Consider the following 15,837-nt stretch of genomic DNA (forward strand, 5'->3'; position numbering starts at 1 on the left):
ATTTTCTGCAACTTCCTTTTCTTTTATAGACTATTTGACGTGTTTCTCTAACTCTTTTTGGTATTTGGCATTTGTTTCAATTTTTTCTTTCTGCCATTTCTTGAGAGCTTCTTCGTATTCTTTTGTAGTCACGACATCCTTTTGCAGCTCCAAACCTTTGAATACAAACGGGTCTCCCTTGATTCCGACTTGTGAGTATGCTTTTGAGAATGGTACAGTACGACTAACAGTTGGAGAACCACCTGAAGAAGCTACTGGGATTAAGAGTGAGCTATCAGACACCCAAGCTTGAGCTTTAGCATATTTCTCATAACGCTTATTGAGGTCGCTTGTTTCAGCTGCGGCATCATCCAAGAGTTTCTTGTATTCGTCTAGACCGACTTGAGCCATCACTTCTGGATCTTTTCCACGAGTGATACCCAAGTGTTTAAGGGCAGAACCCTTCTTAGCATCAAGAATGTTGAGGTAGGTAGCTGGGTCTTGATAGTCTGGCCCCCAACCAGTTCCGTTCAAGTCATAATCTTTTTGGGATGGCACCTTGGCTTGAGACGTAATGCTCATTTTTTCATTATCTGTCATTTGAAGGACATCGACAATGACATTCTCTGTACCAAGTGTTGATTCGATAGACTGCTTGAGTGAGTTAGTCTGTTGAACGGCGATTACATCCGTTTGTTCAACTGGAACATCCAAACGGATTGGGAAGGTCACACCCTTAGCCTGCAATTCTGCCTTAGCCTTTGCAAAGGCTGCCTTGGCTTTTTCAGGACTGTATAGCGTATCCTTGCCATCTGTAAGAGCTACATCTTTCCACTGGTCACCATAAGAAACGAGCTCTGCCTGAGCCAACTCTCCAAAGGTTTTTTCACCCACTTGAACGTAGTCATGAGGTACTAGACTGTTACGGATAATCTTGTCCGCACCTTCTTCACCATTCAACTGAGCAGTGTAAGAGTGACGGTCAAGGGCAAAGTTCAGTGCCTGACGGAAGTTCTTGTTAAGAAGAGCTTCTTTGGTTGATGTTTTTTGAGCTTCGTCTGTTTTGGCTGTTTTATTGTAAGACTGGCGGTTTACGTTAACAGTGAGGTAGTAGCTTGTCGCTTCTTGTGGACTGTAGACAATCTTATCGCCGTACTCTTTCTTAGTTGACTCAAAATTTGAGCTTGTTGGGAAGAGACGAGCTGTTGTATAAGCTCCCTGTGTAAAGCTGCGAATCAAGGATTCTTGGTCAGATCCATCGTAGAAGGTTAGTTTAATATTGTCAATCTTAACATTGTCCTTATCCCAGTAGTTTGGATTCTTTTCATACTCGATGACTGATTTTGAAGTCAATGATTTCAAGAAATAAGGACCGTTATAAAGGATGCTTGATGGTGTTGGTGCACCGTAGTCGCTCCCTTTAGAATTCAAGAATTCTTCATTAACTGGAAGCATGGTAGCAGTTGTGACTTTAGAGTTCCAGAAGCTTTCTGGTTTGTTAAGCGTATATTCAACCGTGTAATCGTCAACAGCCTTGACTCCTACAGTAGAAAAGTCATTGCTTTCACCACTAATGTAGGCAGCCAAACCTTTGATAGAATCTTGAAGGAGAGAGAGGCCGTCTGATTTACCGTCAGCTGCGTGTTTCAGACCCGTAACAAAGTCCTGAGCCTTGACTTCAGCATACTCTTCTCCCTCAGAAGTATACCATTTTACACCCTTACGAAGTTTGTAGGTATAGGTCAAGCCATCTTTAGAAACGGACCAGTCTTCTGCAAGCGACGGAATCAAGTTCCCGTATTTATCGTTTTCCAAGAGACCATCGACAACATTGGCTATAACGTCAGAAGTTGAGCTCTTGCTCGTCACACTGTAGTCCAAAGATGATGGATCTATTGCATAGACATAAGAAAATGTCTTGGGAGCATCAGCCTTCTTTTCGCTTTGCCCACAAGCGGTTAACAGAAGGGCCGCACTCAAGACAGCACCTGCTCCTAAGAGCCACTTTTTCGATCTCATAAGTAATCTCCTTAAAGATAGTGTTTTCACCATTATACCCTATTTTTTCATAAAAGCAAGGACTTTCAAGCGATTTTTTAGAAAATTCTAACAAATATTTTTAAAAGATTTTTCTATACAATTTTTAGTAAAAAACCTCAAGCTTCAAAAGCTTGAGGTTCGCTCATTTTAGTCAGTCATTTCCACACAGAAGGCATCCCATGGAGCCAAGGTCTGTTTCTCAACTGCTTCTTTAGCAGTAGTATTTTCAATCAAGACAGATTTCACTTTTCCTTCTACTGAAAAGTTTTGTCTTTCATTGGACAAATTAGCCACGACTAGGAAGCGACGGTCTCCGTCCTTACGGATATAAGCAAATACCTTGTCAGCCGTATCAAGCAATTCAAAGTCAGCGCGAATCAGCCAACTGTTTTCCTTACGGATTTGAACGAGTTTTTGATAAGTATAGAAAATAGAATCTGGATTTGCCAGTGCTTCTTGAACGTTGATTTCTTCGTAGTTTGGATTAACTGCCAACCAAGGTTGACCTGTTGAGAAGCCAGCATTTTTGCTTTCATCCCATTGCATTGGGGTACGGGCATTATCACGACCAATGACACGGATGCTGTCCATGATTTCTTCAATCGGAACGCCTTTTTCAAGAGCCTCACGCGCATAGTTGAGGGATTCAATATCTTCTACTCGGTCCAGTGTTTCAAATGGATAGTTGGTCATCCCAATCTCCTCACCTTGGTAGATATAGGGAGTCCCTCTCATAAGATGAAGCAAGATTGCAAAGGCTTTGGCAGATTTTTCACGGTATTCTTGGTCATTTCCCCAGATAGAGACGATGCGAGGGAGATCATGGTTATTCCAGAAGAGGGAATTCCAGCCGTCTTCAACTCCTAACTCCGTCTGCCATTTGTTAAAAATCTCTTTTAACTTCCCTACATTTAACTCTTTTTGGTAGTGCCACTTAGGTTGCCCTTCCTGATACTGAAGACAGATGTGTTCAAACTGGAAGACCATAGACAATTCTTGTCCCTTTGGATCCGAGTAGAGCTTAGCAATCTCTGGCGTTGCTCCCCAGGTCTCTCCTACTGTCAGGAGATTCTTATCTCCAAAGGTGGCTTGGTTCATCTCCTTGAGATAGGGATGGAGCATGGGACCATTATTGACTACTTTCTCATCAGGAATTTTCCCAATCATGTCAATAACATCCATACGGAAACCGCCAATGCCCTTATCAATCCAGAAGTTCATCATCTCGTAAATTTTCTGGCGCAGTTTTTCATTCTCCCAGTTGAGATCGGGCTGTTTCTTGCTGAAAAAGTGGAGATAGTATTGACCCGACTTTTCATCGTATTCCCAGGCGGATCCACTAAAGATAGACTCCAAATCATTGGGCTCATCCCGCCAGATATAGTAGTCTCGCTCAGGGCTATCAGGATTTTCGCAGGCCTCAACAAACCAGGCGTGTTCATCCGAGGTATGATTGACTACCAAGTCCATGATAATTCGAATATCACGCTTCTTAGCTTCTGCGATGAGTTGCTCCATGTCCTCCATGGTTCCAAAAATAGCTGCAATCGCTTGATAATCAGCAATATCATAGCCATTATCATCCATCGGACTGTCATAAACAGGAGAAAGCCAAATCGCTGTAATCCCTAACTTAGCTAGATAGTCTAACTTACTCGTAATTCCTAGCAAATCACCGATTCCATCTCCATTACTATCCATAAAACTCTTTGGATAGACTTGATAGACTACGGCATTGTGCCACCATTTTTCTTGCATCTGTTTACCTCATTATTTTAATAATCTATAGTCTATGATAGCGCTTTTTCGAACGTAGTGCAAGCGTTTGCCTAATCTTTTTGATTTCTTTTTTGACTCCGTAGTTTCCTATCTCCCAATTTTTTATTATAATAGAGGTCAGAGGTAAAAAAATGAAAAAACAAGCTTTTAGTTCTGAACAATATTTGAATCTACAGCGCGACCACATTTTGGAGCGCATCAACCAATTTGACGGCAAGCTCTATTTGGAGTTTGGTGGCAAAATGTTAGAAGATTTCCACGCTGCTCGAGTCCTTCCTGGTTATGAGCCTGACAATAAAATCAAGCTCTTGCAAGAATTGAAAGAGCAGGTTGAAGTTGTGATCGCCATTAACGCAAGCAACATCGAGCATTCCAAAGCGCGTGGCGACCTAGGCATTTCTTATGATCAAGAAGTTCTTCGTTTGATTGACAAATTCAATGAGCTGGGAATTTTTGTTGGTTCGGTTGTCATCACACAATACGCTGGTCAACCAGCTGCAGATGCCTTCCGAAACCAGCTTGAGAAAAATGGAATTGATTCTTATCTTCATTATCCAATCAAAGGATATCCAACGGATATGGATCACATCATTTCTCCAGAAGGCATGGGGAAAAACGACTACATCAAAACCAGTCGCAACTTGATTGTCGTAACCGCTCCTGGACCTGGTTCTGGAAAATTGGCAACTTGTATGTCCAATATGTACCACGACCAACTCAATGACATCAAGTCTGGCTACGCTAAATTTGAAACCTTCCCAGTTTGGAATCTTCCCCTTCATCATCCGGTCAATTTGGCCTACGAGGCTGCAACTGCAGACCTTGACGATGTCAACATGATTGACCCTTTCCATCTTCAAACCTATGGAGAAACCACTGTCAACTACAACCGTGATATCGAAATTTTCCCGGTGCTCAAACGTATGTTGGAACGCATTCTCGGTGAATCTCCATACGCTTCACCAACAGACATGGGTGTCAACATGGTTGGTTTCGCTATTACAGATGATGAAGCTGCTGTCGAAGCTTCTAAACAAGAAATCATCCGTCGCTACTATCAAACTGTTCTTGATTTTAAAGCTGAAAAAGTCGGAGAATCTGCTGTCAAGAAAATTGAACTTCTCATGAACGACCTCGGTATCACACCTGCAGACCGTAAGGTTGCTGTTACTGCACGCCAAAAAGCAGAAGAAACTGGTGGCCCTGCCCTAGCCCTTGAATTGCCAAATGGGGAAATCGTAACTGGTAAAAACTCTGAACTCTTTGGTCCTACAGCTGCAGCCTTGATCAATGCCATCAAAAAATCAGCTAACATCGCTAAGGAAGTGAAACTCATCGAGCCTGAAGTCGTCAAACCAATTCAAGGTCTTAAAATCAATCATCTCGGTAGTCGCAATCCTCGCCTCCACTCAAATGAAATCCTGATTGCACTTGCAATCACAGCTATGGAAAATCCTGACGCTGCGCGTGCCATGGAGGAACTTGGTAATCTCAAAGGAAGCGAAGCTCACTCAACCATCATTTTGACCGATGAAGACAAGAATGTCCTTCGCAAATTGGGTATCAACGTTACCTTTGACCCTTATTACCAATACGACCGCTTGTATCGCAAATCATAACCACCCGTCTAACGGGTGGTTTGCACCAGGGCTATAAGCCCAGATCACCAGCCAGCGCCTAAAGGCGCTGGCTTTCACGTTGTTTAAGCCTCATTGCTCTTGACTCGTCACTTGCCTCTTAAAGAGGCTTTAGTATTACTTACCACTATCCCTAAAGGGATCCTCATATTCTTTTACACTTAATTTATCTAGTGCTATATCACGCTTTTCCTGTTCTTGAATATATTTCTTAATTGTGGCTTCATTAAGCCCTACTGTACTTACATAATAACCTTCTGCCCAGAAATGCCGATTCCCAAACTTGTACTTGAGGTTGGCGTGTTTGTCAAACATCATGAGTGCACTTTTACCTTTTAAATACCCCATGAAACTTGAAACACTTATCCTCGATGGAATACTGACTAACATATGTACATGGTCTGGCATTAAGTGACCTTCGATAATCTCAACACCTTTATAACTACATAATCGATGGAATATTTCTCCCAAACTGCTTCGATATTGATTATAAATTACTTTTCGTCTATACTTAGGGGTGAACACAATGTGATATTTACACATCCACTTTGTGTGTGATAAACTATGTGACTTTTGTGCCATATTTTTCTCCTTTCGCTTTACAATTGGCTTGAACACCTTTATTGTATCGCGTTTGGAGTTTTTTGGTATAACCTTCGATGCGCACCCGCATAGCGGGTGGTTTATTTGTCTCGCACCTTGCGGAGCGAGACGGACTAATAGTCACATAATAAAAACTCAAACCTCTCCTTTCTTGGAGAGGTTTTCTCTCTGTTTCAAGAGCAGTCTTTATGATATAATGAAAGAAGAAAACTGAAAGGAACTACCATGTCAAAAGAAGTTATTGTTGAAAGTTTCGAACTTGACCACACCATTGTTAAAGCACCCTATGTTCGCTTGATTGGGGAAGAAACAGGGCCAAAAGGAGATGTCATCTCCAACTTTGATATTCGCTTGGTGCAGCCAAATGAGGATTCTATCCCTACCGCTGGCCTTCACACTATCGAGCACCTCTTGGCCAAACTCATCCGTACCCGAATTGACGGTATGATTGACTGTTCGCCGTTTGGTTGCCGTACAGGCTTTCACATGATTATGTGGGGGCGCCATACTAGCGCTGAAATTGCAGCCGTTATCAAGGATTCGCTCAAGGAAATCGCTGAAACCACTACTTGGGAAGATGTCCCTGGAACAACCATCGAATCTTGCGGAAACTACAAGGATCACAGCCTCTTTTCTGCCAAAGAATGGGCGAAACTCATCCTAGAACAAGGAATCTCAGATGATGCCTTTGAACGCCATGTCATCTAAACACAAAAGGAACCAGCTTTTAGCTAGTTCCTTCTTTTTTTATTCTCAAAATCTTGAGTTAGGCTTTTTCACGAATGACCAAAACGCCATCTTCCATATCTGCTTCCAAATGTTTGACATCTAGATGATCCAAGTGGAAGTCCGTCACCTTATCACGAATTTGTTGTTCAACCACGCGACGGAGAGGACGAACACCCATAACTTCGTCATAACCTTCTTCTGTGATAAAGTCCTTAGCTGCTTGGCTGACTTCCAAATCAATGTCTTTCTTAGCCAAGGTTTGGTTAACTTCAGCCAACATCAAGTCCACAATCTTAGAAAGGTCTTCCTTATTCAAGTGTGAGAACTCGATAACTGCGTTAAAGCGGTTAAGGAACTCTGGACGGAAGAATGGTTTCAAACGATCCATCAACTCTGGTTTGTCCGCATCTTCGGTCAAGTTGGCTTCATAGCCAAATCCAGCATTTGACGTTGCGATAATGACCGTGTTCTTGAAGTTCACTGTATTTCCTTGACCATCAGTTAAACGACCATCATCCAAGACTTGGAGGAGAAGGGTGATTACTTGAGGATCAGCCTTTTCAATTTCGTCCAAGAGAATGATAGAGTATGGATTGCGACGAACACGTTCTGTCAAGGTATTGCTATTGTCATCATAACCCACATAACCGGCTGTTGTACCGATCAATTTAGATACGGCTGTGCGGTCACTGTATTCAGACATATCCAAACGGATAATTGCATCCTTCGTTCCAAACATATCGAGCGCCAATTGCTTAGCAAGTTCTGTCTTACCAACCCCAGTAGGACCTACAAAGAGGAAGCTACCGATTGGGCGATTGCCTTCATCAAAACCAGCACGGTTACGACGGATAGCACGAGCTACAGCTTCAACCGCCTTGTCTTGGCCGATAACCTTGTGTTCCAAGCGATGAGCCATATCTTTCAAACGTTCGATATCTGATGCTCCCATTTGTGAAACTGGGATACCTGTCATTCGTTCCACAGATTCAGCCACATCGTTGATGCTTGCAGTCACTTTCATGTCTTCTGTGTGGTTTTCGACTTTTTTCTCTAATTCTGCAATACGTGTTTTGGCATTGAGAGCTGCTTCAAAATCTTCTGCCTCAACTGCTTTTTCTTGCTTGTCTTTTTCTGCCTCAATTTCCCGTTCAACAGCATGCACATCTGTTACAGGATGTTGAGCTGCCAAGTGAGCAGCCGTTACGTCCACAAGGTCAATAGCCTTATCTGGCAAGCTACGTTGAGGAATGTATTGAATCGAATAATCCACTGCTGCTTTCAAGACTTCGTCTGGCAAGATGACATTGTGGTGTTGTTGATAGAGGTCACGAATCCCTTGAAGGATTTTAAAGGTATCCTCTGCTGAAGGAGCATTGACCTTGACTTCGTTGAAACGACGAGCAAGAGCTGCATTTTTCAAGATGGTGTTACGGTATTCGTCTTGAGTTGTCGCTCCAATAACGGTCAATTCACCACGAGAGAGAGCTGGCTTGAGAATGTCCGCAAGCCCTTTAGAACCACTGTCTCCTCCGATTGAGCCAGCGCCAAGGATTTGGTGAATTTCATCAAAGAAGAGGATAATATTCCCTGCTTCTTTTACTTCATTGACTAGATTTTGAACGTTTTCTTCAAAGCTACCACGGTATTGAGTTCCAGCCTCAAGACCTGAGATATCAATAGAAATAATTTCCTTGTTCTTGATGGCAGCCGGAACATCTCCATTCACAATCGCTTGTGCTAGACCTTCGACAACGGCTGTCTTACCAACACCTGCATCTCCGACTAGAACAGGATTATTTTTCGTACGACGTGAGAGAATTTCAGATGTTTCTTGAATTTCCTTGTTTCGTCCGATTACAGGATCTAGCTTGCCCTCACGAGCTTCCGCTGTCAAGTTACGACCTAGTTTAGCAAGGACACCGTCTTGTTTCATACCTGAAGCGTGGTGCTGCATTTGCGCATCAGATTCTGCATTTCCTGGTAATTTCCCCGTTGCACGATACTGAGCGAATTCCTCAGGTGTCACTTCTCGTCCATTAATCAAGTAGCGACGGTTTTCAGAACTGTATCCTCGCATACCACCCATCAATTGGTTAAATAAATCATCCATATTGTTAAAGTTATTAAAGTTGTTGTTCATATTCTTTACCTCGTTTATTGTTAATTAATTGCAATCTCTGATATTGACTATCTTTGACCTTTCTTTTAAAAAATTTAGACTAGCTAACTAGCTACCCTACGTATAATTCCTGGTTTTTCTTTTTTAAATAAGCCTTTTATCATCTTCTTTTCAAAATCTGTTAGATTTAACATAGGCCTCACCCCTTTCTAGGGTATCTATCGTACATTTTCAAGAAATAGAATCATTGAAAATGAAGTTTTCTAAGGAATTCATTTTCCTTATGTTTCTACTATACCACATTGGTCAGTAAAAGTCAATAGTTTTTGACCAAATTTGACTATTTTTTAAAAAATTTTTAATCATACAAAAAGCCAGTCATATCGACTGGCTTTCTTTCTATTTCAATTGAATCTTAGCTCAATGCGTCATCCATTGAAAGAACTTCGTGGAAGACACGTTGTGTCAATTCAGTTTTTTGTTCTGGTGTAAGGTATTTAGTATTTACACAGTATCCAGAGATACGTACGATTACGTCTTCACCTGACATGATCTTTTCGTAAACATCGTTCAAGTCCATAACGTTCAAGTTAACGTGTTGTCCACCGTTTTCGAAGTAACCATCAAGGATTGTTACTAAGTTATCAACTTGTTCGTCACGAGTCTTACCAAGAGCACGAGGTGATACTTGAGTTGTCAATGAGATACCGTCAGCTGCGTAACTGAAGTCAAGGCTCGCAAGTGAGTTCAAGTTTTGCAACCATCCACCTTTAGCTTTGTTAGATGGGTTAGCACCTGGTGAGAAGAATTCAAGTTTAGATAAGTTTACAGAACCATCTTCGTTGAGGTATACACCCTTGTGGACTGGTGAGTTACCAGTTTGTTTAGAGTAAGCAACGTTAGATGTGATTGTCAAAAGTGATACTGTAGCTTCTGCGTCTTTGTATAGTTTGTGGCTACGTAGACGAGTTGTGTAAGCTTCGATCAACCATTCTGCCAATTCGTTTGAACGTGGGTCATCTTCACCCCAACGTGGGTATTCACCGATTGTTTCGTAATCGTAGATGTAGCCATTTTCATCACGGATCGGTTTAACCGTAGCGTATTTAATCGCTGACAATGTATCAACAGTGTTTGCAAATCCACAGATACCGAATCCCATGTTGGCACGTTGTTTAGTTGGCAAGAAGGCCATTTGAACAGCTTCGTAGTTGTACTTGTCAGTCATGTAGTGGATGATGTTCAAAGCATCTACGTAAGTGTCAGTCAACCAATCAAGAGATTTTTCAAAGTTGGCTTTAACTGATTCGAATTCAAGAACTTCGTCACAGATAGGATCGATGTCAAATACTTTGTAGTCTTTGTGAACATCGTCGTAACCACCGTTCAAACCAGTAAGAAGGGCTTTAAGAACGTTTACACGAGCACCGAAGTACTGGATGTTGTGGCGTTGATCTTCGTTTTCTGGGTCAAGTGGTGACACACAGCATGAGATACAGCTCATTTCTCCGTATCCGTCTTTAGCCATTGTCGTTACACCTTCGTATTGGATAGAAGAGTGTTTGTGGCTCATATGCATACAGTAGCGACGGAAGTTGTATGGCAATTTATCAGTCCAAAGAACTGTCAAGTTTGGCTCTGGAGAGTTACCGATATTGTCAAGAGTGTTCAAGAAACGGTAGTCCATCTTAGTAACACGGTGACGACCGTCGTTACCCATACCAGCCATAGAAGTTGTGATGAAAGTTGGGTCACCTGAGTACAATTGGTCATAAGCTTTTGTACGAGCAAATTTAACTGTACGAAGTTTCATAACGAAATCATCAACGAATTCTTGGATTTCTGATTCAGTAAATGTACCACGAGCAAGGTCACGTTCTGCAAAGATGTCCAATACGATTGGCACACGTCCGAGAGATGTAGCAGCACCGTTGATAACACGGCAGACAGCCATGAAGGCGATGTTAACCCATTGGATCGCTTCTTTAACGTTCATCGCTGGTTTGCGAACATCAACTCCGTAAAGGTCACCCAAGCGAACAACTTGTTGCAATGCTTGGTATTGAAGATTTACTTCTTCACGAAGACGGATTGTTTCTTCATCAATTTCTTTAATTGCATTCCAGTCGTTAACTTTTTCTTGCATTAAATAGTCTGCACCGTAAAGAGCAAGACGTGCGTAAACACCGATGATACGTCCACGTGAGTATGCATCTGGAAGACCAGTTACAGTGTGAGCGTGACGAGCACGACGAATGTTTGAAGTGTAGGCACGGAAGATACCGTCGTTAACTGTTGTTACGTATTTAGTAAAGATTTCGTGAACAGCTGGGTCTGGTTCGTATCCATTTTCTTTCAAAGTCGTTTCAGCCATACGGATACCACCTTTTGGCATGAAGTTCAATTTGAAGAGTTCATCGTTTTGGATACCAAAGATCAATTCGTTTTCTTTGTCGATAAATCCTGCAGGGATATCAGCAATAGAAGTTGGACGAGTGTCCATTGGGAAACGAGTTTCTTCGTAGTGAGCCTTAGTTTCTTCTACAATTTTTTTAATGTGAAGTGAACGTTCTGTTGGGCCAGCAAGGAAACTTTCATCTCCATCATAAGGTGTGTAGTTAGCTTGAACGAAGCGAGATACGCTTGCTTTTTCTTTCCAATCTACGCCTTTGAAGCCTTCCCAAGCTTTATCAAAAATGTCTTGTGCTTCAACAACTGTCTTAACAACCATGTTAATGTCCTCATTTTTCTTTCTAGTAACAGTCATCTGTTACATTCATGAGACCAGTATACCATACTGTAACCGATTTCAACAAGCGAAAAAAGGCTTCTTTATCACTTTCTTTTCTAATACAGTCTGTTTTTCGACGCAATCTGTATTATATTTTTGAAAGTCGGGTTGAACTTTCCCATTTTTTCAGAAAAAAGGGTATAATAAATAGAAAATGACATTAGAAAGGAAGCAAAATGCTCATATTTCCATTGATTAATGATTTGTCCAGAAAAATCATCCATATCGACATGGATGCCTTTTTTGCTGCGGTGGAAATAAGAGACAATCCTAAGTTAAAAGGAAAACCTGTTATCATTGGGAGCGACCCTAGACAAACAGGCGGACGGGGAGTTGTTTCCACTTGTAGCTACGAGGCACGAGCCTTTGGTATTCACTCTGCCATGAGTTCTAAAGAAGCTTATGAGCGTTGTCCCCAAGCCGTTTTTATCTCCGGAAATTATGAAAAGTATAAGGCAGTGGGTCTTCAGATTCGAGCTATTTTTAAACGTTATACTGATTTGATTGAACCTATGAGTATTGACGAAGCCTACTTGGATGTAACTGAAAACAAACTCGGTATCAAGTCAGCAGTTAAAATAGCTCGCCTCATTCAACAAGATATCTGGCAGGAACTGCACCTGACTGCTTCTGCTGGCGTTTCCTACAATAAATTTCTAGCTAAAATGGCCAGCGATTACCAAAAGCCACATGGTTTGACAGTGATTCTACCTGACCAAGCCCAAGAATTTCTTAAACAGATGGATATTGCCAAATTCCATGGTGTAGGTAAGAAAACAGTGGAAAGGCTTCATGAAATGGGTATTTATACTGGCGCAGACTTATTAGACGTTTCTGAAGTCACTTTAATCGATCGGTTTGGCAGACTCGGTTTTGATCTTTATCGAAAGGCCAGAGGCATTCATAATTCACCGGTCAAGTCCAATCGCATTCGTAAGTCCATCGGCAAGGAGAAAACCTATGGTAAGATTCTCCAGGCTGAAGAGGACATCAAAAAAGAGCTGACTCTTCTCTCTGAAAAAGTTGCTCTCAATCTCAGTAAACAAGACAAAGCTGGAAAAATCATTATCCTAAAGATTCGTTACGCTGACTTCTCCACTCTAACTAGACGAAAAAGCCTCCCACAAGCTACACAGGACGCTAGCCAGATTTCTCAAACTGCCCTTCAACTCTACGAAGAACTAGCTGAAAAAGAAAAAGGCGCTCGTCTACTAGGAATCACAGTGACAGGATTTTAAAAAGCTTGAAGGAAAATTCCCTCAAGCTTTTTCTTATACAAATAAACGCACAAAACTGTAAAGCAACAAGACACTACCAAGTACAATACGGTATTTACCAAAGAGTGTAAAGTCGTGCTTCTTCACATAGCTAGTCAAGAAACGAATAGCAACCATGCTGACTGCAAAGGCAACACCCATAGCTACCAAGAGCAAGAACAGTTGTCCAAAACTCAAAAGTTGACCTGCTTTAATAAATTTGAAAATCTTTAAAGCACTAGCCCCAAACATAACAGGGATTCCGAGGTAGAAGGTAAACTCTGTTACGACAGAGCGGCTTGTTCCATTCAACAAACCACCAACGATAGTCGCACCTGAACGGCTTGTTCCTGGAAAGAGGGCGAGGACTTGGAAGAGTCCAATGTAAAGAGCTGTTTTATAAGGCAACTTGTCTAGCTCTGTTACTGTTGGTTCAATGGCTTGCGCCTTATTTCGTTTTTCAAGATAGATAAAGGCAACACCATAGATAATCAACATAATGGCAACCGAAACCATGTTATGGAAGTTGGCATCAAACCAATCATCTAGTTTAAAAACCAATAGTAAAGGCAAGGTTGCAACGAGAACTTTTGACCACAATTGCCAAGTTCTACGAACTTCGACCTTAGTTTTTCCAGATTTGAAGGGATTGAGCTTATTAAAGTAAATGACCATAACTGCTAAAATGGCACCGAGCTGAATGACAACATTAAACATGGACATGAAGGCTTCATTTTGGTCCTTGTATTGTACAAATTCTTCAACCAAGATTAAGTGGCCAGTACTTGAAATGGGCAACCATTCTGTAATTCCTTCAACAATCCCAAAAAAGATTGACTTCAAAATTTCAATAAAATACATACATTACTCCTTTTTCTGTCCTCTATTATAGCATAATTTCGGATGTTGCGATAGATTTTTTCTAGAAGGCGCCGATGCTACCACCGCCTCCACCTCCGGAGAATCCTCCGCCAGAACTTCCACTTCCAGAAGAGACGGAGTAGGTACTTGCTGTGTTTGCAATACTAGCATAGTGACTCATTTGAGCAGTTGAATGATAAAACATACTGTGCCAGCCATAAGCTACGTAAAGATTGATATCTGGGTTCTCAACTTGAATCTGATAAGATTTCATCAAATGACTCACCTTGTCCGCATAACCAAATAAAGTAGCATAGACAAGGAGGCGATTCCAAAGAACAATACTCTCTAATTCTGCCTTGTCTAGATGGGCGATATCGCGAAGCATGTTTTCAAAACTAGTCCAGAGATAGTACACTTCTAGTCCATCTTCATTTAAAACACCATCACGAGTATCAAATCGGGTTGTCCAATAATAGACGGCAGCTAACATCAAGCCTGCAAATCCAAAGATAAGAAGTAGCAGAGAAAGATACCCGTGGGCATCCAAACTATACAAGAACCAGCCAAAACCAACGAAAGCAGGTAAAATCGTAAAGACACCTATCGTCAATCGCAGGATTTTTTCACCATTACTCAGTGAACGATAATAATCTGGAAGTTGCAAAGAGGAAACCCGCTTTCTCACTCCATCCTGCATCTGCTTCAGAGCTTGCTCAAAAGACGACTTAAGCTTACGTCCTGTTTTCTGAATTCGTTTTTCATCAGCTGCTTTTGCACCTTGGTAAAGACTAGTTGACACTTGGTAATCTGCAAACAAATCTGAAACAAGCACTTCTTCTCTTCCTGAAAAGGCTAAATTAAGGCAATCTTTTTCAAAACTTGCCAATCCTTTTTCTTTTACGACCTTTAAACGGACCTCATCTCCATTTGAGATGATTGAAACATGTCCACGGTCGATCACATCCAATAAAGTTGCCTGAACGAGTTGGTCAAAGGTGAATTTCCCTCCTCCCTTGGTCAAGGGACTGACTTCCTCTAAAGAAGTGGAGTAAACAGCTTCCGATAAAACCATCGGTTCTAAGTCCATTGGCGGTTCATAGAGACGGTGATTTTTAGCATATTTCTTCGATGGGGAGGTTTTTCTTCTGTAAAGGCAGTAGAAAATAACACTAAAGACTAAGGAAAGCGAGAGTAGCAAAGGGATAATCCACGTAACCAGAGCTTTGCTCTGAGCTTTTTCAGCAGTAATGGATTCCTCTATTTTTTCAAATTCTGCTAAACGATTGCCCTTCAATCCCTGATCCAAAGCTGTTCCAAAATCTTTTCTAGGCCAATATGCATGCAACTCAACCCCACGCTGACGAGGTAGGTTCTGTAAATGAACACGATAATCACCATCTATCTTTTCTACCTTGCCCTCTGTAAAGAGTTTCCCTGTATGAAAGAACAATTTTTCTGCTCCATTAAAGCCCGTTACTCGAAACTCAAATTTTTCGATAGGTTCTGAACTATCCGTCAGGGGCTGCCAATTAAGTTCCGCGATATCATCATATAGAAATAGGAGATTTTTTAGTTTCCATGTGATCACCACTTCAACAGTATCTCCCTCTTGGCCTGGATTATACACTTTTACAGTATAACCTTCCGATTCTTCTATCACTTCACTATTGACATTTTCAATGGCACTAGCATTTTTCCATACCTGAATCTTCGGACTGGAATCTATTTCAAAGCCCTTTGGCATCTTACCAGAACGGCCAAGTCCTACTAGTTGTCCATTAAAGTCTTCATCAAAATAGTAGACTACTTTCTCCCTAAATTCTGCTGTATTATCTGCATGAATATACAAATCACCTTGATAAGAGCGAATCTTGAAATCAACCGCAAAAACAGAGAGTGGTAAAATACAAAACAAGCTAAATAAAAGCACGAAAAAAGTCTTTTTCACAACACAATCCCCCTTTTTATCTTTGCTATCATTATATCATTTTTTATAAGTAAAGGCTTACTTGTATTGAAAATCTCACTATTTTTCGA

General features: G+C 41.4%; 10 protein-coding genes. 3 read left to right on the forward strand and 7 right to left on the reverse strand.

Going from position 1 to position 15,837, the window contains the following annotated elements:
* Positions 1–30: 30 nt before the first annotated feature.
* Both BLS46_RS07800 and BLS46_RS07805 read right to left on the reverse strand, forming a co-directional pair.
* Positions 31–1,998, reverse strand: coding sequence for a peptide ABC transporter substrate-binding protein (locus BLS46_RS07800; protein WP_093586768.1), 1,968 nt, complete (start codon positions 1,996–1,998; stop codon positions 31–33).
* Between the two features lie 168 nt (positions 1,999–2,166).
* A complete protein-coding gene (locus tag BLS46_RS07805) occupies positions 2,167–3,777 on the reverse strand; it encodes a glycoside hydrolase family 13 protein (RefSeq protein WP_093586770.1) in 1,611 nt (536 codons plus the stop codon).
* Between the two features lie 152 nt (positions 3,778–3,929).
* Here BLS46_RS07805 and BLS46_RS07810 point away from each other — a divergent pair, with 152 nt between their 5' ends.
* On the forward strand, positions 3,930–5,417 hold the full coding sequence (locus BLS46_RS07810) for a DUF1846 domain-containing protein (protein ID WP_093586772.1): 1,488 nt from the start codon (positions 3,930–3,932) through the stop codon (positions 5,415–5,417).
* 135 nt (positions 5,418–5,552) lie between these two features.
* Here BLS46_RS07810 and tnpA read toward each other — a convergent pair whose 3' ends face one another.
* On the reverse strand, positions 5,553–6,017 hold the full coding sequence (gene tnpA, locus BLS46_RS07815; protein ID WP_093586774.1) for an IS200/IS605 family transposase: 465 nt from the start codon (positions 6,015–6,017) through the stop codon (positions 5,553–5,555).
* A 246-nt stretch (positions 6,018–6,263) separates the two neighbouring features.
* Here tnpA and BLS46_RS07820 point away from each other — a divergent pair, with 246 nt between their 5' ends.
* A complete protein-coding gene (locus BLS46_RS07820) occupies positions 6,264–6,746 on the forward strand; it encodes an S-ribosylhomocysteine lyase (RefSeq protein WP_000032557.1) in 483 nt (160 codons plus the stop codon).
* Between the two features lie 58 nt (positions 6,747–6,804).
* Here BLS46_RS07820 and BLS46_RS07825 read toward each other — a convergent pair whose 3' ends face one another.
* Complete coding sequence (locus BLS46_RS07825) at positions 6,805–8,910, reverse strand: ATP-dependent Clp protease ATP-binding subunit (RefSeq protein WP_093586776.1); 2,106 nt, start codon at positions 8,908–8,910, stop codon at positions 6,805–6,807.
* Positions 8,911–9,304: 394 nt separating this feature from the next.
* Positions 9,305–11,620 (reverse strand): formate C-acetyltransferase, encoded by a 2,316-nt coding sequence (pflB, locus tag BLS46_RS07830; protein WP_084974072.1) that lies wholly within the window; start codon positions 11,618–11,620, stop codon positions 9,305–9,307.
* Positions 11,621–11,856: 236 nt separating this feature from the next.
* On the opposite strand from pflB, the gene dinB reads away from it, so the two are divergent.
* Positions 11,857–12,918: a DNA polymerase IV gene (gene dinB, locus BLS46_RS07835; protein ID WP_093586778.1), complete on the forward strand. Its 1,062-nt coding sequence runs from the start codon at positions 11,857–11,859 to the stop codon at positions 12,916–12,918.
* A gap of 33 nt (positions 12,919–12,951) precedes the next feature.
* On the opposite strand, the gene BLS46_RS07840 is transcribed toward dinB, so the two are convergent.
* Positions 12,952–13,797: an undecaprenyl-diphosphate phosphatase gene (locus tag BLS46_RS07840; RefSeq protein ID WP_093586780.1), complete on the reverse strand. Its 846-nt coding sequence runs from the start codon at positions 13,795–13,797 to the stop codon at positions 12,952–12,954.
* A gap of 61 nt (positions 13,798–13,858) precedes the next feature.
* The gene (locus tag BLS46_RS07845; protein WP_093586782.1) at positions 13,859–15,748 is read right to left on the reverse strand and encodes a DUF2207 domain-containing protein; all 1,890 of its coding nucleotides are present in this window, start codon (positions 15,746–15,748) and stop codon (positions 13,859–13,861) included.
* Positions 15,749–15,837: the final 89 nt, after the last annotated feature.

The organism is Streptococcus sp. NLAE-zl-C503 (assembly GCF_900104285.1).
Classification (GTDB): Bacteria; Bacillota; Bacilli; order Lactobacillales; family Streptococcaceae; genus Streptococcus.